Below are 17,988 nucleotides of genomic sequence, written 5' to 3' on the forward strand. Positions count from 1 at the left end.
CGGACCAACCGTTCCAACCAGACAGATCTGGCACAGAAAAACGTCTGATTTCTCCCCCTTTCGTGGGCGCCGGGCTGAAGTCCCGGTGAATTCCCTCCTCTCGACGGCATCCGATGCGGTTTTCCGGGCGCTAGGGTCGCATAATCCGTGACCGGTGATGGTCCGATCGAGTGACGGGAGAGGTGGCGTGCCGGGGGCAATGCGTACCCGCTGGGCAGTGGGGGCCGTGGTCGTGGCCGCCGCGGCGGGAGCCGTCGTGGCGCTTTGGCCGGACAGCGCGTCGGCCGGCGATCCCGAGATCGCGGTGTCGCGCTCGGCGTGCGGCACCGGCTGGGCGGATCCGAAGCCGGGGCCGCAGACGTTCCGCCTGCACAACACCGGGTCGGTGACCGCCGAGGTCGACCTGATCGACCCGGCGACCGGCGTCATCTACGGCGAGGTCGAGGGCCTCGGCCCGGCGACCACCCGGCCGCTGCAGGTCAACCTCGGCAACGGCAGCTACGCGTTCCGCTGCCTGCCCGAGGACGCGAGCGCGATCGTCGGGCCGGCCGTGCGGGTCAGCGGGGGTGCCGAGCGGACCGGCCCGGGCGTCGCGCCGGTGACGCACAACGATCTGCTCGGGCCGCTCAAGGCGTACCAGCAGCACGTCACCACGGGCCTCGGCGAGCTGGTCGCGAACACGGGTGCGCTGAAGGACGCCGTCCACGGCGGCGACCGCGCGGCGAGCGAGACGGCGTGGCTGACGGCCCACCTGACCTACGAGCGCCTCGGCGCGGCGTACGACGCGTTCGGCGACTCCGACGGCGCGCTCAACGGCACCGCCGACGGCCTCCCGGACGGCACGTCCGACGCGGGCTTCACCGGCTTCCACCGCCTGGAGCAGGGCCTTTGGCACGGCGAAGACCTGGGCGCGCTCGCCGCGCCCGCCGACCAGCTGGACACCGACGCCCGCGCGCTGCAGGCGGCCTTCGGCGACAGCCAGGTCGACGGCAACGACCTCGGCCTGCGCGCGCACGAGATCATGGAGAACACGCTGCAGTTCGAACTGACGGGCCGCACCGACTACGGCAGCGGCACCAACCTCGCCACGGCCCGCGCCAACCTCGACGGCACGCGCGCGGTGTTGGACGTGCTCCGCCCGCTGCTCGCGCCCCGGTACCCGGATCTGTCCAAGGTGGACAGCTGGCTGACGCGCACCCAGTCCCTTTTGGACACCGCCCACCGGCCGGACGGCAGCTGGACGCCGTTGGCGCAGTTGCCGCAGAACGAACGGCAGAAGCTGAACGCGGACGTGAGCGAGTTGACGGAGCTGCTGGCACCGATCGCCGCGATCGCCGAGCCGAGGAGGGTTTCGTGACGGACTGCCCCGTGCCGCACGCTGCCGGCGTGCCCCGCCGCTCCTTCCTGCGCCGCGCCGCCATGGGCGCCGGCCTCACCGTTGCCGCCGGCGCCGGGCTCGGTGCCTCCTCCGCCGTCACGGACAGCACCGCGCCCGTCGCCTTCCACGGCCCGCACCAAGCCGCCATCCTGCGGCAGCCACCCACCCAGACGATCGTCGCCTCCTTCGACGTCGTCGCCGAGTCGAAAGCCGAACTCACCGACCTCTTCCGCGCCGTCACGGACCGGGCGCGGTTCCTCACCGGCGGCGGGGCGCCCGCCGCGCTCGGCATCACCGCGCCGCCCGCCGACTCCGGCGTGCTCGGTCCCGTCGTGCCCGGCGGTGACCTGGGCGTCGTGCTCGGGGTCGGTGCCTCGCTCTTCGACGACCGCTACGGCCTCGCGAAGCTCAAGCCCGCCAAGCTGAAGCCGATGACGACGTTCCCGGACGACGCCCTCGACCCCGCCCAGTGCCACGGCGACCTCAGCCTCACGCTTTCCGCCAACTCCACCGACACCGTGCTGCACGCGCTGCGCGACATCGCCCGCGCCACCCGCGGAGGCATGCAAGTGCGCTGGAAGATCAACGGCTTCAGCTCGCCGCCGCGGCCGGCCGGGACGCCGCGGAACCTGATGGGCTTCAAGGACGGCACCGCCAACCCGGAAGAGACCGACTTCGACCGTCTGGTGTGGACACCCGGCGATCCCGCCTGGACCGCGGGCGGCAGCTACCAGGTGGTCCGGCTGATCCGGATGCTCGTCGAGTTCTGGGACCGGGTTTCACTGGCCGAACAGGAGAACATGTTCGGCCGCCGCCGCGACACCGGCGCACCGCTCGACGGCACCGAGGAGACCGACGTCCCCCGCTACGCCGACGACCCGATCGGCACCGTCATCCCGCTGACCAGCCACATCCGCAAGGCCAACCCCCGCACGCCGGAGACCGACCCGAGCCGGCTCCTGCGTCGCGCGGTGAACTACGACCGCGGCCTCGACAGCAACGGCAACCTCGACATGGGCCTGGTCTTCGTCTGCTACCAGCAGGACCTCGAGCGCCAGTTCGAAGCGGTCCAGACGCGGCTGGCCGGCGAACCCCTCACCGACTACATCTCCCCGTTCGGCGGCGGCTACTTCTTCGCGCTGCCGGGCGTCACCGGGCCGGACGACCACTTCGGCCGCGCTTTGCTCGCCTGACCGGCGAACCCACCACCACGAAAGGAACATCCACTGTGGACAAGAGAACCCGCCGGCGACGGCGCGGCCTGCTCGGTGCCGGGGCCCTCGCCTCGGTGGCCGCGCTGGCCGTCGTCACCGGCTCCGCGTCGAGCGCGGCGGACGCCCAGCCGCTGAACGTCTTCCCGGCCCACTGGATTCCCACCGCCACGCCGATCAAGCACGTCGTGGTCATCTTCGGCGAGAACATCTCGTTCGACCACTACTTCGGCACCTACCCGAACGCGGCCAACACCGACGGCACGCCGTTCACCGCCGCGCGCAACACCCCGAAGGTCAACGGCCTCGACAAGAAGCTGCTGACGAACAACCCGAACGCGTACGACCCGAAGCGGCTCACGCACGAGCAGGCGCTGACCTGCGACCAGAACCACAACTACGGCGCCGAGCAGGCCGCGTTCGACGGCGGCAAGATGGACCAGTTCGTCGAGAAGACCGAGACGGACAAGTGCACCGGCCAGCCGGTGCTGTTCGGCGAACCCGGCCTGGTGATGGACTACTACGACGGCAACACCGTCACCGGCATGTGGAACTACGCGCAGCACTACGCGCTGAACGACAACTCGTTCAACACGGTGTTCGGCCCGTCGACCCCGGGTGCGCTCAACCTGATCTCGGGCAACACCCACGGCGCCCAGGCCGTCGACCCGGTGACGCACAAGCCGGTCAGCGACGCCTACGCCGTGCAGTCCCCGGACGCGAACGGCGTCGGCACGGTCATCAACGACCCGGACCCGGCGTGGGACGACTGCTCGGACAAGAACCACACGAGCACCGACAACCTGGCCACCATGCACGGCCGCAACATCGGTGACCTGCTCAACCAGCGCCACGTGACGTGGGGCTGGTTCCAGGGCGGCTTCCGCCCGACCGGGTCGGCGAACGGCTACGCGGTCTGCGGCCAGACGCACACCAACATCGGCGGCAACGCGGCGGTGGACTACAGCCCGCACCACGAGCCGTTCCAGTACTACCCGTCGACGGCGAACCCGAAGCATCTCGCGCCGTCGTCGGTGCGGGCGATCGGCCAGACCGACCGCGCGAACCACCAGTACGACACCTCGGACTTCGACGACGCGCTGCGCGCCGGCTCGATGCCCGCGGTGAGCTTCCTGAAGGCCCCGGAGTACCAGGACGGCCACGCCGGCTACTCGGACCCGCTGGACGAGCAGCAGTTCGTGGTCAGCGAGATCAGCAAGATCCAGCAGTCCCCGGAGTGGAAGTCGACGGCGATCGTGCTGGCGTACGACGACTCCGACGGCTGGTACGACCACGTCTCCTCGCAGGTCGTCAACGGCTCGCACGACGCCGCGCAGGACCAGGCGGTCTGCACGGGCAAGCCGACGAAGGTGGGCACGTACGCCGACCGCTGCGGCTACGGCCCGCGGCTGCCGCTGCTGGTGGTTTCCCCGTACAGCAAGGTGAACCACGTCGACCACACGCAGACGGACCAGACGTCGGTGCTGAAGTTCATCGAGGACAACTGGTTCACCGGCCGCGTCGGCGACTCGTCCTTCGACACCCGCGCGGGGTCGTTGAACGGGATGTTCGACTTCTGGTGGCCCCAGGCCAAGAAGGTCGTCCTCGACCCGAAGACCGGTGCCGTCGTGCACAGCTAGTCCCCCGAAAACGAGAACGGGCCCGCCACCGGCGGGCCCGTTCCCATCAGTTCAGGTGCCGCGCGAGGAAACCCTCGTCGATCCCGATCCAGCGGATCGTGCGGTGGTCACCCGGGTTGGCGTGCAACGTCTTCTCCGCCGTCGCGAACGCGTCGAACAACGCGAAGCACGACTGGCGGTCGACGTGCTCGTCGTCCCACGGCAGCAGGAACTGGACCGGCACGGTGATCCGCCGGGCCGCCGCGAGCAGTTCGTCGTAGACGAAGAACCCGCCGCCGAAGATCGCCGCCGAGATGCGCGGGTCGGCCGCCGTCAGCGGGATCCCGATCGCGGTGCCCAGCGAAATCCCGCCGCCGTAGCCGATCGGTGCGTCACGGCCGATTCCGGGCAGCCGCTGGAGGGCGTCCAGCGTCGACCGCCATTCGGGGACGGCCCGCTCGGCCAGCGAGCGCGCGTAGGCGATGCTGACCGACCGGAAGCGGTCGCGGTCGGGTGCCTGCCGGAACTCGGCGCGGACCCGCTCGTCTTCGGCCGTGCGCGGGCGGTCGCCGTGCCCGGGTGCGTCGATGGCGACGACCGAGAACCCTTGGCGGGTCACGGCGTCGCGGGCGCGGGCCACCAGCGCCGGCGTCTTCTTGTGCAGGCCGCCACCGTGCCCCATCAGGACCACGGGCGCGGACGCCGGGCCGGACACGGGAGACCAGAGGACACCGGGGACGTCGCCGACGGTGAAGCCGCGCTCGACGACGCCGTCCGACGTCGTTTCGGACGTGAAACACAAAGAATCCATGGGAATGCCTTTCGGGGAGAGCCTGGTTCGAGGCGCTCCCCCGGCCTATCGCCCGACCATGACGGCGAAGGGGAGCACCCACGTGCGCACAGCGTTCACGGGTCTCACCTCCTCGGGCAGGTCACGGCCGACGGCACGCTACCAAGCCAGACGCGGGCCGCCCAACCGGTTTTCGACGCTCAGGGCCCGACCGGCGCCAGGTCCCACGCCAGCGTCACCACGGTCCCCGCCTCGCCGGACGCGATGTCCGCGCGGTCGGCGCTCGCCCGCAGCAGCAGCAATCCCCGGCCCCGCAGGGAAACCGGGCGCGGGTCCACCACCGGGGTCCGCCACCGGCCGTGGTCGGAGATGATCACCTCGATGCGGTCCGGGTGCACCGCCGCGTCGAGGTCGACCACCCCGGGCCCGCCGCCGTCGTAGGCGTGGTCGGCGACGTTCGCCAGCGCCTCGTAGCTCGCCAGCACGATGTCCTGGGCCCGGGCCTCGTCGACGCCCGCCGCGAGGACCCACGCCATCAGGTCGTGCCGCAGCCGGCGCAGTGCTTCGGGCACCGCCTCCACACCGTGGCAGCGGAACGGTCCCGGGGGTTCGTCCATGAGTCGCCTTTCCGGGCCCTTCACTGGCTCAGCGCTTCGTCGACCGTCGCGTGGATGCCGATCCACGTGTCGAGGCCGGTCGTCTTCAACGGACCCGACGTCACCGCCGAGTCGCTCACCACCCGCAGCGCGCGCTCGGGCAGCCTGCGGTGCGCCGCCGCGAGCACCTGCAGGCCCGCCGAGCTGAAGAACGTCACCGCGCGCAGGTCGACCACCAGCGTCCGCGGCCCGTCCGCCAGCACGGTGTCGACGACTTCCTCGAACTCCGGCGCGCTCAGCAGGTCGATCTCCCCCGCCACGCGCAGCACCGCGGCCGTGTCCCGCCAGTCGAGCGTGACCGCCAGCTCGACGGCGGGGAGGTCCCGGGATGATGAGGTCACGGCGCTTTATGGTGCCCCAATAGCCGCCGCCGCGCCATCGACGCCCCTCACCGGTGCGGCAGCTTGACCACCGTGACCCAGAAGTCGTCGATCTTCCGGACCACCTCGACGAACTTCTCGAAGTCGACCGGCTTGGTGACGTAGGCGTTGGCGTGCAGGTCGTAGCTGCGGACGATGTCCTCCTCCGCCTCCGACGTCGTCAGCACGACCACCGGGATGGTGCGCAGGTCCGGGTCCTGTTTGATCTCGCCGAGCAGCTCGCGGCCGTCCTTGCGGGGCAGGTTGAGGTCGAGCAGGATCAGCCCCGGCCGCGGCGCCTCCGCGAACCGCCCCCGGCGGTTCAGGAACTCGAGGGCCTCGACGCCGTCGCTCGCGACGTGCAGCGCGTTGCGGATCTTGTGGTGCTCGAAGGCTTCCCGGGTCATCAGCACGTCACCCGGGTCGTCCTCGACGAGCAGGATGTCGATCGGGAGGTGCGTGTGCGTCATGCGTCCCCACCGTCCTCGGTCGCGGCGGGCAGCGTGAAGCGGAACGTGGTGCCCTCGGCTTCGGTGTCGAGCCAGATCCGGCCGCCGTGGTACTCGACGATCCGGCGGCAGAGGGCCAGGCCGATGCCGGTGCCCGGGTACGCGCTGCGGGTGTGCAGCCGCTGGAACAGCGCGAAGACCCGTTCGGCGTACTCCGCGTCGATGCCGATCCCGTTGTCCGACACGGTGAACACCCAGTCGTCGCCGTCGCGGTCCGCCGAGACCCGCACCTCGGGCGGTGCGTCTCCCTTGAACTTCAGCGCGTTGCCGATCAGGTTCTGGAACACCGCCGTCACCAGGGCCGGTTCGACGCGCACCCGCGGCAGCTCGCCGCGGTCGACCTTGCCGCCGCTGAGCGACAGCGCGACCTCCAGGTTCGCGAGCGCGTCGTCGGCCAGCCGGCCCGCGTCGACCACGACGTGCTCGGCCGGCTTGCGGCCGACCCGCGAGAACGCCAGGAGGTCGTTGATCAGGACCTGCATCCGCTTCGCGCCGTCGACGGCGTACTCGATGTACTGTTCGCCGCGCTCGTCGAGCAGGCCCTCGTAGCGCCGCTGCAGCAGCTGGCAGAAGCTCGCCACCTTCCGCAGCGGTTCCTGCAGGTCGTGCGAAGCGACGTAGGCGAACTGCTCCAGGTCGGCGTTCGACCGCTCGAGTTCGTGCGTGCGCCGGTCCAGCTCTTGCGTGCGGCGGTCCAGCAGCGCGTGCGCCCGTTCGAGCTCGGCGACCTCGTCGAGGATCCGCAGGCGCATGGCCTCGACGTCGGCGCCGAGCTGGGCGATCTCGCTCGGCCCGCTCCCGCGCACCGGGTGGTGGATGTCCTGGTCGGCGGTCTGGCGGACCTCGCCCGCCAGCCGCAGGATCGGCCGGGTGATGACCCGCCGCAGGCCGAGGAAGAGCACCGCGAACAACAGCACGACCAGCACGCCGATGGCGACGAGCATGGCCGTCAGGAAGGTGCCCGCGCTGTCGAGGTCCGCGCGGCCGGCGTCGCGGACCGCGGTGAGGTGGTCGAACTGGGTGCCCAGCGCCCGGCGCACCGTGTCGAACAGGGCCCGGCCGCGCTCGATCTGGGCCGGGGTCATCGCCCCCGCGCCGGGTTCGACCGCGGGGGCGGCCACGGCCTGCCAGGCGGTGGCCGCCCGCAGGACGGCCTCCAGGTCGTCGCCGGCCTGGGTGCCGGGCAGGGCGCCGAGCTGGCGCAGCTGGGTGACCGCGTCGCCCTCCGCCTGGCGGCCCTCGGTGTAGGGCGTGAGGAAGTCCGGCTGCCGGCCGAGCTGGTAGCCGCGGATGCCGGTCTCCTGGTTCAGCAACGCCGTCGACAGCTGCGTCGCGGCCAGCCGCTGCGGCCCGATGACGTCGAGGAGGCTGTTGCGGGCCTCGGTCAGGTTGTTCAGCGCGATCACGCCGCCGGCCACCGCGGCGAGCAGCAGAACGGCTTCGACGACGGCGAACAGGCTCAGCCAGCGGCGGATCGTCCAGCCGCGTGCTTCAGCGCTCATCGGGCGGGTCCTGTCGGGTCGTGGCTGAGCAGGGCGAGGGCGACGTCGTCGTCGAGCGGGCCGGAGTTGAGCCGTTCGGCGCGGGCGATCAGCTCGTCGAGCAGGTCGGTGCCGGAGAGCCCGGTCTCGTGCTGGACCTCCAGGACGATGGCGGCCATCCGCTCGTGGCCGAGCCGCTCGGACCCGGCGCCGACGCGGCCCTCGAACACGCCGTCGGTGTAGAGCAGCAAGGACCAGCCCGGCTCGAGCGGCACGTCGAGGGCCTCCCACTTCGTGCCTTCGACGATCCCGAGCGGGACGCCCAGGCGTTCGCCGGACAGCAGGTGCCCGTCGCCGGGGGTGAGCAGCAGCGGCGGCAGGTGCCCGGCCAGCGACAGGCGCAGCGACAGGCGGTCCGGGGCGACGACGACCATGCAGACGGTGGCGAACAGCGGCTCGATCCGCTCGTGCACCAGCACCCGTTCGACCATGCTCAGCACGTCGGCCATCGGCAGGCCGGCCATCACCAGCGAGCGCCACGCGATCCGCAGCGCGACGCCGAGCGCGGCCTCGTCGGGGCCGTGGCCGCAGACGTCGCCGATCATCATGTGCACGGTGCCGTCGGCGAGCTCGACGGCGTCGTAGAAGTCCCCGCCCAGCAGGGAACCGTTGCGGCCCGGGCGGTAGCGGGAGGCGAGCTCGAGGTGCGGGTCGCGCAGCAGCGGGACGGGCAGCAGGCCGCGTTCGAGCCGCGCGTTCTCCCGCGCCAGCAGCTGCTGCTGCAGGAACTGCTGCTCGACCTGCTCGGCGCGCTTGCGTTCGCGGGCGAAGCGCAGGGCCTTCACCAGCAGCGGCCCGTCCACCTGGTCCTTGACGAGGTAGTCCTGGGCGCCGGCGGCGACCGCGGCGACGCCGGTGGCCTGGTCGTGCTGCCCGGTCAGGACGACGACCGCGACGCCGGGCGCGTGCTGGCCGAGCTTCGTCAGCCCGCTCAGGCCCACGGCGTCGGGCAGCTGCAGGTCGAGCACGACGCAGTCGGCGGTGAGCGGGCCGGCCAGCGCGGCGGCGAGCGTTTCGACGCGTTCGAGCGAGAACGGCACGGACGTGTCCGCCAGCATCTCTTCGACGAGCAGCGCGTCGCCGTCGTCGTCCTCGATCAGCAGCACGCGCAAGCGGGTGCCGGAGTCCCACGATGAGTCGTGCGCGGCGGTCACCGGCTTCTCCCGTTCGGCTGCTCGCGAGCCCAGCACATCCAGACGATCACCCTAGCGGCACCGGCCGCGGCCGCATACGGCCGCGAAACCGGTCCCACGGAGGTAGCGTTTTATAGCACCCCGGTGTGACACCGGGCCGGTAACGGTTCGGGTCGTGACCGTGCCGGAACCGGACGATCCCGGCCTATGCTCCCCGCATGTCCGAGTCGCAGGGGGGCGGCGAAGGGTTTCCGCCGGTCCCACCACATCCGCACCCGTACGGTCACTTCCCGCCGGCGCCGCCGTACGCCCCCCGGCCCGAGCGGCCGGCGACCGTCCGGCAGGCCGCGTTCGCCTGGTGGGGCGCGGTCGGGTGCTGGTTCCTCGGCGCGTCGCTCAGCCAGCTGCTGGGCGGGCACGTCGGGGGGAGCTTCCGGTTCACGTCGTGGCGGTCGGTTGAGCTCCCCGACGGCACCGTGCTCACCCAGACGTCGGAGAGCCTGCTCCCCACCCCGGTGGCGGTGGTCGCGTTCCTCGTCCTCGGCGGGCTGTGGGCACTGCTGGTGTACGGCGTGTACTGCGGCGCCAAATGGACGCGCATCATGCTGGCCGTCATCGGCGCGCTGGGCATCGCCAACGTGCTGATCCAGCTGGTCGGGGCGCTGGACGCGCCCGAGCAGAACACCGGTGACGTCCTGCAGGCGCTGTTCTTCATCGGCGTGCTGGTCCTGTCGATCTTCGGCTACGTCCGGATGTTCCGGGCCGGCGCCTCGCCGTACTTCGTCAGGCGCCGCTGAGCCGCGCGGCGAGGAACTCCTGCTCGACGGCGTTTTCGCTCAACGCGAGCGCGGCGCGGTAGGCGTCGGCCGCTTCGGCGTCGCGGCCGAGGCGGTGCAGGAGGTCGGCCTTGGTGGCGGGCAGGTAGCGGTAGCCGGCGAGCCGGCCGTCGGCTTCCAGCCGGGCGATCTCGGCGAGCGCGGCCTCGGGGCCGGCCACCATCGCGAGCGCGACCGCGCGGTTGAGCGCGACCACCGGCGAGGGCCACAGGCGCAGCAGCACGTCGTAGAGCGTCAGGATCTGCGGCCAGTCGGTTTCGCCGTAGCTGCGGGCCTGGGCGTGCAGGGCGGCGATCGCGGCCTGGACGCTGAAGCGTCCGGGCGGGCCGGTCTTCAGCGCCTCGACGACGAGCCGGTCGGCTTCGGCGATCATCGCGGTGTCCCAGCGCGTGCGGTCCTGGTCTTCCAGTCGCAGCAGGCGTCCGGCGCCGTCGGTCCGGGTGGCCCGGCGGGCCTGCTGGCAGAGCAGCAGTGCGAGCAGGCCGGCGACCTCGGTGTCGGCGGGCAGCAGGGCACGCAGCATCCGCGCCAGGTCCAGCGCGCGGCCGGTCAGGTCGTCGCGCACCAGGTCGGCCCCCGACGGCGCGGTGTGGCCCGCCGCGTAGAGCAGGTGCAGCACGGTCAGCACGACGGACACCCGCGCGGGAAGTTCCTCGGCCGCGGGCACGGCGTACGGGATCCGCGCGGCGGCGATCTTCTTCTTGGCGCGCGTGATCCGGGCGGCCATCGTCGGCTCGGGCACCAGGAAGGCGTGCGCGATGTCGGCCGTCGCGACACCGCAGACCAGCCGCAGCGTCAACGCGATCTGGGCTTCCTGCGCGAGCGCCGGGTGGCAGCAGGTGAAGACGAGCCGGAGCCGGTCGTCGGGGATCGGCCCGGCGGGCTCGGGCGGCTCGGCGACGTCGGGCTCGACGAGCAGCGGCAGCTTGCGCCGCAGCACTTCCCGGTGCCGGACGCCGTTGAGCGCGGTCCGGCGCGCGACGGTGGTCAGCCACGCGCCGGGCCGGTCCGGGACGCCGTCGTCCGCCCAGCGTTTGAGCGCCTGGAGGTAGGCGTCCTGGACGGCCTCTTCGGCCTCGTCGAGGTCGCGGGTGACCCGCACCGTCGCGGCGAGCACGTAGGCCCACTCGCGACGGTGCGCTTCGGCGACGGCGTCGGTTACCGGGGTCAGTCCGCCACGACCTGGAAGTCGATGAGCGGCCGGACCTCGACACCGCCCTCGACGACCGGCGTCAGCTTCGCGCAGGCCAGCGCGTGGTCGAGGTCGCGGGCTTCCAGCAGGTAGACGCCGGCGAGCACCTCCTTGGTCTCCACGAACGGCCCGTCGGTGACGAGGTCGCCGCGCACGGCGGTGGCGGTTTCGTTGGGCTGCAGGGCCAGGCCGGCGGTCACCTTGCCGCCCTTCGAGGCGATCAGGTCCGGCAGGCCGATGTGCCGGTCCATGATCTCCTTGGGCAGGTCTTCGGGGGCCACCCGTTCGTAGATGAGCACCGCGTACTGCGCCATGTCCGTTCCTCCCGGTCGTGGAGTCCTTTCCTACTCCGTCACGCGGGGAAGGGCGAAATCGACAGCTCAGAACAACGGGCGTCCGGAATTCTTCGCGGCCACGTACGCGTGCCAGTCCGTGGTGACCTGGTCGGCGTAGCTCGTGGCGAACGCGCGGGTTTCGGCCTGCAGCCCGGACACCGACGTGATGGCGCCGTCGATGGCCGCGTCCGCCGAGTAGGTCAGGCCGGTGCCGGCGATGTCCTGGTCGGCGCGCGAGTGCGCGGCGGCGAGCAGGCGGCCGACGTCCCGCACGGTGTCGTCCCAGGTCGCCGAGGACGTCAGGTCACCGATCTCGAGGTCCTCGGCGAACGGCGACTTCTCCTTCACCAGCACCGGCGTGCTCCCGACGCTCGCCCAGCCGGACAGGGGGTCGGACTGGTTCGCCAGCCAGCGCAAGGCCAGGGCCGGGCGCTGCCCGCCGGTGAGCGTGGTGGCGTTGGGGGCGAGCTGCTTCGGTGCGGGGTCGACCTCCTGCTTGACCTCGAGGATCCGATCGTCGGACGCCGAGGTCGTGTCGCCTTCGACGAGGACGTACCAGCGGAAGCGGCCGAGGCTGCCGGTGCCCGCCCCGGTCCGCCGCCGCACGTCCTTCACGACGGCTTCGGACGTCTTCAGCGGGTCGCCCGCGGTGGTCCGGTAGGCCGCGACGGCGTTGACGAGCTGGGCGCGGGTCGTCGCGGAGACGGTCTGCAGCTCGGGATCGGCCTTGAAGCGGCCGCCGGTGGTCCACTTCGCGACGAGGTCGGCCCGCTTGTCGCCCGCGCCGGCGTCGATCAGGTCGCCGACGAGGTCGGACGTGTTGCTCGCAGTGAGTCGCCAGCTTGCTTCGTCGTTGGTGCCGTGGAACTTAGCGATCCACTGGGCGTACTCGGCGACGAACGTGTCGACGTCGGTCGCGATCTGGCTCGCGCTGCGTCCGTTCGCGCGCCCGGCGAGGACGATCGAGACGGCTTCGCGGCGCAGTTCCCACGTCCACGAACCGCGCCAGGCGTCATCGGTGTCGTTGAGCGCGAACTGCTCTTCGTTGTCGGCCCCGCGGTCGGCGCCGGTGTTCTCCAGGTGCGCGTCGCCGGTCAGCCAGACGTCGCCGCCCGCGGTGGCGTACGCGGACTTCGGGAGTTCGCCGAGATCGCGGTAGTAGAGCGGCGAAGTGCCGCGGAAGAAGGCCCACGCGCTCGACGCGAGCACCTGCGTCCGCAGCGTCAGCTCGTCGTCGGTCGCACCGCCGTTGAGGAGGTGCAACGCGTGGTCGCGGTCGTAGACCACGGCCACCGGGTCCCGGGTCAGCCCGGCGGCTTCCCCGGGAGCCGCGGTGGTGACGAGCAGTACGACGAGCGAGATCCCCACAGTGGTTCGGCGCATTCGCTCACAGCTACCGGACCGACGTGAACCCCGGTCAGCGCGCGGCCAACGTGATGGCGAACGTGTTGCCGTCACTTTGGACCAGCGAACTCAAGTACGCCGTGAACGTGCCGCAGCCGGTCAGCGCCGGGATCGCGTACTGCCCGCCCACCGACCCGCCCGACGCGAGCGTGAACCCGTTGCCCGTCTTCAGGTCGACCGGGATCGGCGCGCTCGCCCGGCAGCCCGCGTCCGCGACCGGCAGCCCGAACAGCGTCACCTGCGGCAAGGCCAGCGCCAGCTTCGCGTGCGCCACGAAACCGTCGCCGGTGAGCTCGCCCGTCTGCGGGCCGTCCGGGCTGAACTGCAGGTCGGCCGTCCCGGGCACGAACCCGAAGACCTTGAACTCCGCCCGCGTCCGGTCGAACGCCGGGCTGAAGCCCGTGAAAGATCCGGTTACCGGGGCGGTCGCCCCCAGCGTCTTCAACGTCGTCGAACCGGTCACCGCGTAGTCGCGGGAAGCCCCGAGGTCGAACGACAGCAGCACCGGGTCCTGCCCCGCGTCGAGCGTGCAGTCCGAAGTGAACGAACCGAGCCCGGTGAAAGAGCCGTCGGCCTTCTTCGGCGTGAGGCGCGCGCTGAAGCCGCCGATCGTCAGCGTTGTCCTGCCCGCGTTCGGCAGCTGCACCGGCGGGACCGAACCGGACGCGTTCGTGGTGAACGGCCCCGACGCCGGCACCACGGTCTTGGCCACCGTCAGCGGCAGGGCCAGTGGCAGCGTCAGCGGGCCGTTGGCCAGCGTCACCCCTGCGGACGCCGTCCCTTCGATGCTCGCCGCGCCGACCAGGGCCAGGCCGCGGGTGGACTTGTCCGGCACGGTCACCGCCACCGCGAGGTCCGCCGTCGTGAACGTGCCGCCCGGCGCGGACGGCACCTCGAACGACGCCTTGACCTCCACGTCCAGCTTCTGCAGCCCGATCAACGGGAACGGGCAGGTGAACGTCAGCTCCTTGTCGATCGGCGTCGACGCCGAAGCGGGCGTGACGACGGCGAGAGCGATCACGCAGGCGGCGAGCAGCGACCGGACGGTCCGCACCGGTACTCCTTCTCTCGGGACGTGGCACCGGCCCCCGCCGCGGCGCGACGGGGGCCGGCAGTTCGGGTCACTTCTTGGCGAGCACGAGGTCCAGCGAGTTGCCGTCACTCTTGGCGAACGCGCTGATGATGTCGTTGAACGCACCGCAGTTCTGCAGCGCGGACAGCGAGTAGGTGCCCGACAGCTTGCCGCCCTTGAGCAGGTCGAAGTCGGGACCGGTGGTCATCTCGCTGGTCGACGGGGTCGTCGTGCCGCACTTCGGGTCGGTGCTGATCGGGATGCCGAACAGGGTGACCGTGGTGAGGAACGTGTCGAACTTGATGTGCGCCTTGAAGCCGGTGCCGACGAGCTCACCGGTCTGCGGGCCGTTCTGCACGACCTTGACGTCGGAGCTGCCCTGGACGAAGCCGAACAGCTTGAAGTCGGTGTGCGTGGGGTTCAGCTGCAGGCTGCCGGTGAACGTCTTGGCCGACAGGTTGACGTCGGCGTCGAACGAGCCCGTGATCGGCGCGGTGCTGCCGAGGGACTTGAGCGACGTCGAGCCGGTGATGCCGAACGAGTACTTGATGCCGCCGCCCGGCGGGGTCGTGGTGGGCGGGGTGGTCGTCGGCGGCGTGGTGGTCGGCGGGGTCGTCGTCGGCGGGGTGGTGGTGGGCGGCGTCGTCGTGCCGCCACCGCCGGCGATGGTGATCGTGGCCAGGGTGTTGTTCTGGCCGGCGTCCTGCGTGCAGGGCGCGTCGATCGTGCCGTCCGGCGTGATGCCGGTGACCGAGCCGTCGGCCTTGCGCGGGGTGACCTTGAGGTTCAGGTCGCCGACGGTGATCTTCGCCTGGCCGGCCTGGGTGAACGTCAGCGACGGCGTCTTGCCCGCCGCGTTGATGTTCAGCTCACCCGACGCCGGGATGTTCGTCTTGTCCAGCGTGATCGGCACGTTGACCGGCAGGTTCAGGCTGGGCGCGGCCACCGTCGCGGCGGCGGTCGCGGTGCCCTCGATCGTCGTCGCGCCGATCAGGCTCAGCCCGGCGACGGTGTCCGCGTTGATCGTGGACACGGCCCGGATGTCGAACGCCCCGGTCGGCTGCCCGGTGTTCACCGTGGTCGGCAGGTCGGTGTTGATCACCACCTTCAGCGACTGGGACCCCACCAGCGGGAGCGTGCAGTGGTAGTTCAGCGTCAGCGAGATCGGGTCAGCGGCGCTGGCCTGCGCCCCGACGACCAGCGCGGTGGCGACGAGCCCCACCGCGCCCACGGCCGCGGCGGCCGCGACCGTCTTCTTCTTGCCTCTTGGGTGACTCACGATGGTCCTTCCGTGTATCAACAGTGATACGAAACGGCCCGCGCTATTCGAGAATCGCGACCTGACCGTAAGCTAACGAGCGCGGATGGCGCCGATCAAGGGCTTTCGGTGAAAAGGCAACCCGGGCACCGCAAATTGTCACCCCGGCACGCCACCCGGCTCGGGTTCCTAGCAGGCCGGGGAAGGTTTCCCCAGCGCAGGGCCGTCGCCGAAGCGCTGACGAGCGTGACAATCCCCGCTCGCGAAATGTTGACGCGCGTGCCAATCGGCCATTCCCGCCTTGCTCGCCCGCAACCGCGCCGCGTAGCTTCGAAACCCATGAAAAGAATGCACAGCGCGGTGCTCGCAATGGCGGCGGCCGCGCTTCTGTCGTGCTCCGCGTGCGGGTCGGACGCCCCCGCCGACCCCGGCCGCCACGCCGACCCCGCGGCGCTCGCCTGGGTCGACAAGGTGTGCACCGGGGTGGCGGCGGGCTCGGCGAAGCTGTCGCAGCCGCCCGCCGTCGACGACGCCGACCCGGTGAAGACCCGGGACGCGATGGTCGACTTCCTGGGCCGCCTGGGGTCGGCGCTCGACGACATGGCGGGCGGCCTGCGCACCGCCGGCGTCCCGCCCGTCCCGGATGGACAGTCCGCTGTGGACAAAGCGACCGGCAACCTCACCGAGACCAAGACCAAGCTCGCCGAGACGAAGTCCAAGATGGAGCAAGCGAAGGTGACCGACCAGCCGAGCCTGCGCAAGGTCATCTCCGACGCCGACGCGACCATGGGCCAGCTCGCCGACCCGGAGGGCCCGATCAAGGACCTCAAGGCGAACCCCGAACTGGACCTGGCCTTCAGCGAGTCCGCGACCTGCAAGCGCGTCTACGGGACGGGCTCGTGATCGCCCGCCGCGTGCTGGCCGTCTTCCTGGCGCTGGCGCTCGCCGGCGTGGTCGCGCCCGCGGCGTCGGCGGCCCCGGATCCCGGTCCCGCCGGCGACTCGTTCTACACGCCACCGTCGCCGTTGCCGGCGGGCAAACCAGGTGACGTCCTGCGCTGGCGGCCGTCGAACGCGGGGCCGCGCAAGGCATCCGTGGACGCGTGGCAGGTGATGTACCTGTCCACGAACGCGCTCGGGCAGCCCGACGCCGTCACCGGGACCGTGCTCGTGCCGAAGAACGCCGACCGCGCGACGGCGCCGATCGTCTCGTTCGACCCCGGCACGCACGGGCCGGCGTTCGGCTGCACGCCGTCGAAGATGATCGACATCGGCGCGTTCTACGAGCAGCCCGGCCTCGACGACCTGCTGGACGCGGGGTACGCCGTCACCGTCCCGGACTACGAGGGCTACCAGAGCACGCCGAAGACGACGTACGTCGTGGGCCGCTCCGAAGGCCCGGCGGTGATCGACGGGGTGCGCGCGGCGCAGCGGCTCCCCGCGGCGGGGCTGTCCACGACGTCGAAGGTCGTCTTCCGCGGCTACTCCCAGGGCGGCGGCGCCGCGGCGTGGGCCGGGGAGCTGCAGCCGACGTACGCCCCGGAGCTGAACCTCGTCGGGATCGCGGCCGGCGGCGTCCCCGCCGACCTGGTCCAGGTGACGCTGCAGCTCGACGGCAAGTTCGGGTTCGGCGTGTTCGCCTACGCCCTGCTCGGCCTCGACCAGGCGTACCCGGAACTGCAGCTGGACTCGTTCTTGAGCGACAACGGCCGCGCGAAGCTGGCCGAAATGAAGCAGAGCGCGTGCACGTTCGAGCTGCTCACGACGTACGCGAACCAGAAGATCGCGGACTGGACGACCGGCCCGGGCTACATCAAGCCCGCGTGGGTCGCGCGGCTGAACGAGAACAAGCTCGGCGGCGCCCCGCCGCGCGTCCCGGTGTTCCAGTACCACGCGACCGGCGACCAGCTGGTGCAGTTCGCGCAGGCCGACGCGCTGCACAAGGCGTACTGCGCGGCCGGGGTGGCGGTGACGTGGCAGACCTACGACACCGACCACATCACGCTGGTCTACACCGGCAACGCCGACGTCCTGGCGTTCGTCAAGGACCGGATCGCCGGGAAGCCGGCGACGACGAACTGCTGATCAGCGGTTCGGCCTGCCGTGCGGGTGCTGGTGCTGCCACGAGCTGACCACCGAGCTCACGTACTGCTGCCACTGGTCTTCGGCAGGCGGCGCGGTCGTCGTGGGGCGCGCGGGCTTGCGCCCCGCGGCGGCCGGCGGGTTCGTGGTCCGGACCGGCGAGTCGTGCACCTCCGCGGTGAGCGGGGGCGGCTCCGCCGAGGCGCTCATCGTCTCCACCGCGTCGCTCGAGGCCGGCGGCGCGGCGGGGGCGGTCGCGCCCGGCGGCGGCGTGGCGGTGCCGCCGACCTGCTGCGGCTGGAAGAGCACGACGGCGGCCAGCCCGAGCGCGACGGCGGCACCGGCGGCGAGCACGTACGGCTTGGTGCGGCGCGACTCGGCGGGCGGCGCTTCGAGGGGGCGGTCGTCCTCGGGCTCCGGAGCCGCGAGTTCGGCGTCGAGGATGGCGAGCGGATCGGGCTTGGGTTCGGGCGCGGGTTCTTCCTTGGCGAGCATCGCGTCGAGGTCACCGCGGATCATCAGCGGTTTCGTCTGCGAAAGGTTCACCAGCTCGGCGACCGAGGGGATGTCACCCTCACCGCCCGTGCGTGCCATCGAAAGACCTCCACCCTGTC

General features: G+C 71.6%; 18 protein-coding genes. 6 read left to right on the top strand and 12 right to left on the bottom strand.

Annotation, left to right across the window (positions count from 1 at the left end):
- Nucleotides 1–199: 199 nt before the first annotated feature.
- From ACIQWX_RS32075 to ACIQWX_RS32085, 3 genes are all read left to right on the top strand, one after another.
- Nucleotides 200–1,357: an EfeM/EfeO family lipoprotein gene (locus tag ACIQWX_RS32075; RefSeq protein ID WP_400879032.1), complete on the top strand. Its 1,158-nt coding sequence runs from the start codon at nt 200–202 to the stop codon at nt 1,355–1,357.
- Nucleotides 1,358–1,419: 62 nt separating this feature from the next.
- Entirely contained in the window at nt 1,420–2,571 is a 1,152-nt protein-coding gene (locus tag ACIQWX_RS32080) for a Dyp-type peroxidase (protein WP_400879792.1), read from the top strand.
- Between the two features lie 35 nt (nt 2,572–2,606).
- The gene (locus tag ACIQWX_RS32085; RefSeq protein WP_400879035.1) at nt 2,607–4,229 is read left to right on the top strand and encodes a phospholipase C; all 1,623 of its coding nucleotides are present in this window, start codon (nt 2,607–2,609) and stop codon (nt 4,227–4,229) included.
- Nucleotides 4,230–4,275: 46 nt separating this feature from the next.
- Here the strand turns inward: ACIQWX_RS32085 and ACIQWX_RS32090 are convergent, their stop codons facing one another.
- The 6 genes from ACIQWX_RS32090 to ACIQWX_RS32115 form a co-directional block, all read right to left on the bottom strand.
- Complete coding sequence (locus ACIQWX_RS32090) at nt 4,276–5,019, bottom strand: dienelactone hydrolase family protein (RefSeq protein ID WP_400879038.1); 744 nt, start codon at nt 5,017–5,019, stop codon at nt 4,276–4,278.
- Between the two features lie 179 nt (nt 5,020–5,198).
- A complete protein-coding gene (locus tag ACIQWX_RS32095) occupies nt 5,199–5,615 on the bottom strand; it encodes an ATP-binding protein (RefSeq protein ID WP_400879041.1) in 417 nt (138 codons plus the stop codon).
- 20 nt (nt 5,616–5,635) lie between these two features.
- Complete coding sequence (locus ACIQWX_RS32100) at nt 5,636–5,995, bottom strand: STAS domain-containing protein (protein WP_400879044.1); 360 nt, start codon at nt 5,993–5,995, stop codon at nt 5,636–5,638.
- A gap of 47 nt (nt 5,996–6,042) precedes the next feature.
- Nucleotides 6,043–6,483, bottom strand: coding sequence for a response regulator (locus ACIQWX_RS32105; RefSeq protein ID WP_400879047.1), 441 nt, complete (start codon nt 6,481–6,483; stop codon nt 6,043–6,045).
- Nucleotides 6,480–8,024, bottom strand: coding sequence for an ATP-binding protein (locus ACIQWX_RS32110; RefSeq protein WP_400879049.1), 1,545 nt, complete (start codon nt 8,022–8,024; stop codon nt 6,480–6,482). The genes ACIQWX_RS32105 and ACIQWX_RS32110 overlap by 4 nt, the downstream gene beginning before the upstream one ends.
- Nucleotides 8,021–9,217 (bottom strand): PP2C family protein-serine/threonine phosphatase, encoded by a 1,197-nt coding sequence (locus ACIQWX_RS32115; RefSeq protein WP_400879052.1) that lies wholly within the window; start codon nt 9,215–9,217, stop codon nt 8,021–8,023. The genes ACIQWX_RS32110 and ACIQWX_RS32115 overlap by 4 nt, the downstream gene beginning before the upstream one ends.
- Nucleotides 9,218–9,414: 197 nt before the next feature.
- On the opposite strand from ACIQWX_RS32115, the gene ACIQWX_RS32120 reads away from it, so the two are divergent.
- Nucleotides 9,415–9,993: a hypothetical protein gene (locus tag ACIQWX_RS32120; protein ID WP_400879054.1), complete on the top strand. Its 579-nt coding sequence runs from the start codon at nt 9,415–9,417 to the stop codon at nt 9,991–9,993.
- On the opposite strand, the gene ACIQWX_RS32125 is transcribed toward ACIQWX_RS32120, so the two are convergent.
- The 5 genes from ACIQWX_RS32125 to ACIQWX_RS32145 form a co-directional block, all read right to left on the bottom strand.
- On the bottom strand, nt 9,980–11,149 hold the full coding sequence (locus tag ACIQWX_RS32125; RefSeq protein ID WP_400879057.1) for an RNA polymerase sigma factor: 1,170 nt from the start codon (nt 11,147–11,149) through the stop codon (nt 9,980–9,982). The two genes, ACIQWX_RS32120 and ACIQWX_RS32125, sit on opposite strands and share 14 nt — an antisense overlap.
- Nucleotides 11,150–11,199: 50 nt before the next feature.
- The gene (locus ACIQWX_RS32130) at nt 11,200–11,538 is read right to left on the bottom strand and encodes a YciI family protein (protein WP_400879059.1); all 339 of its coding nucleotides are present in this window, start codon (nt 11,536–11,538) and stop codon (nt 11,200–11,202) included.
- Nucleotides 11,539–11,604: 66 nt separating this feature from the next.
- Nucleotides 11,605–12,942, bottom strand: coding sequence for a DUF2252 domain-containing protein (locus tag ACIQWX_RS32135; RefSeq protein WP_400879062.1), 1,338 nt, complete (start codon nt 12,940–12,942; stop codon nt 11,605–11,607).
- Nucleotides 12,943–12,976: 34 nt separating this feature from the next.
- Nucleotides 12,977–14,017, bottom strand: a complete 1,041-nt coding sequence (locus ACIQWX_RS32140; protein ID WP_400879065.1) for a DUF6801 domain-containing protein — start codon at nt 14,015–14,017, stop codon at nt 12,977–12,979.
- Nucleotides 14,018–14,084: 67 nt separating this feature from the next.
- Nucleotides 14,085–15,314, bottom strand: a complete 1,230-nt coding sequence (locus ACIQWX_RS32145) for a DUF6801 domain-containing protein (protein ID WP_400879068.1) — start codon at nt 15,312–15,314, stop codon at nt 14,085–14,087.
- A gap of 318 nt (nt 15,315–15,632) precedes the next feature.
- Here ACIQWX_RS32145 and ACIQWX_RS32150 point away from each other — a divergent pair, with 318 nt between their 5' ends.
- Both ACIQWX_RS32150 and ACIQWX_RS32155 read left to right on the top strand, forming a co-directional pair.
- Nucleotides 15,633–16,196 (top strand): hypothetical protein, encoded by a 564-nt coding sequence (locus ACIQWX_RS32150; protein WP_400879071.1) that lies wholly within the window; start codon nt 15,633–15,635, stop codon nt 16,194–16,196.
- The gene (locus tag ACIQWX_RS32155) at nt 16,193–17,377 is read left to right on the top strand and encodes a lipase family protein (protein WP_400879074.1); all 1,185 of its coding nucleotides are present in this window, start codon (nt 16,193–16,195) and stop codon (nt 17,375–17,377) included. The genes ACIQWX_RS32150 and ACIQWX_RS32155 overlap by 4 nt, the downstream gene beginning before the upstream one ends.
- Here ACIQWX_RS32155 and ACIQWX_RS32160 read toward each other — a convergent pair whose 3' ends face one another.
- Nucleotides 17,378–17,968, bottom strand: a complete 591-nt coding sequence (locus tag ACIQWX_RS32160) for a hypothetical protein (protein WP_400879077.1) — start codon at nt 17,966–17,968, stop codon at nt 17,378–17,380.
- Nucleotides 17,969–17,988: the final 20 nt, after the last annotated feature.

It is taken from the genome of Amycolatopsis sp. NPDC098790 (assembly GCF_044759945.1).
In the GTDB taxonomy this organism is placed as follows: Bacteria; Actinomycetota; Actinomycetes; order Mycobacteriales; family Pseudonocardiaceae; genus Amycolatopsis.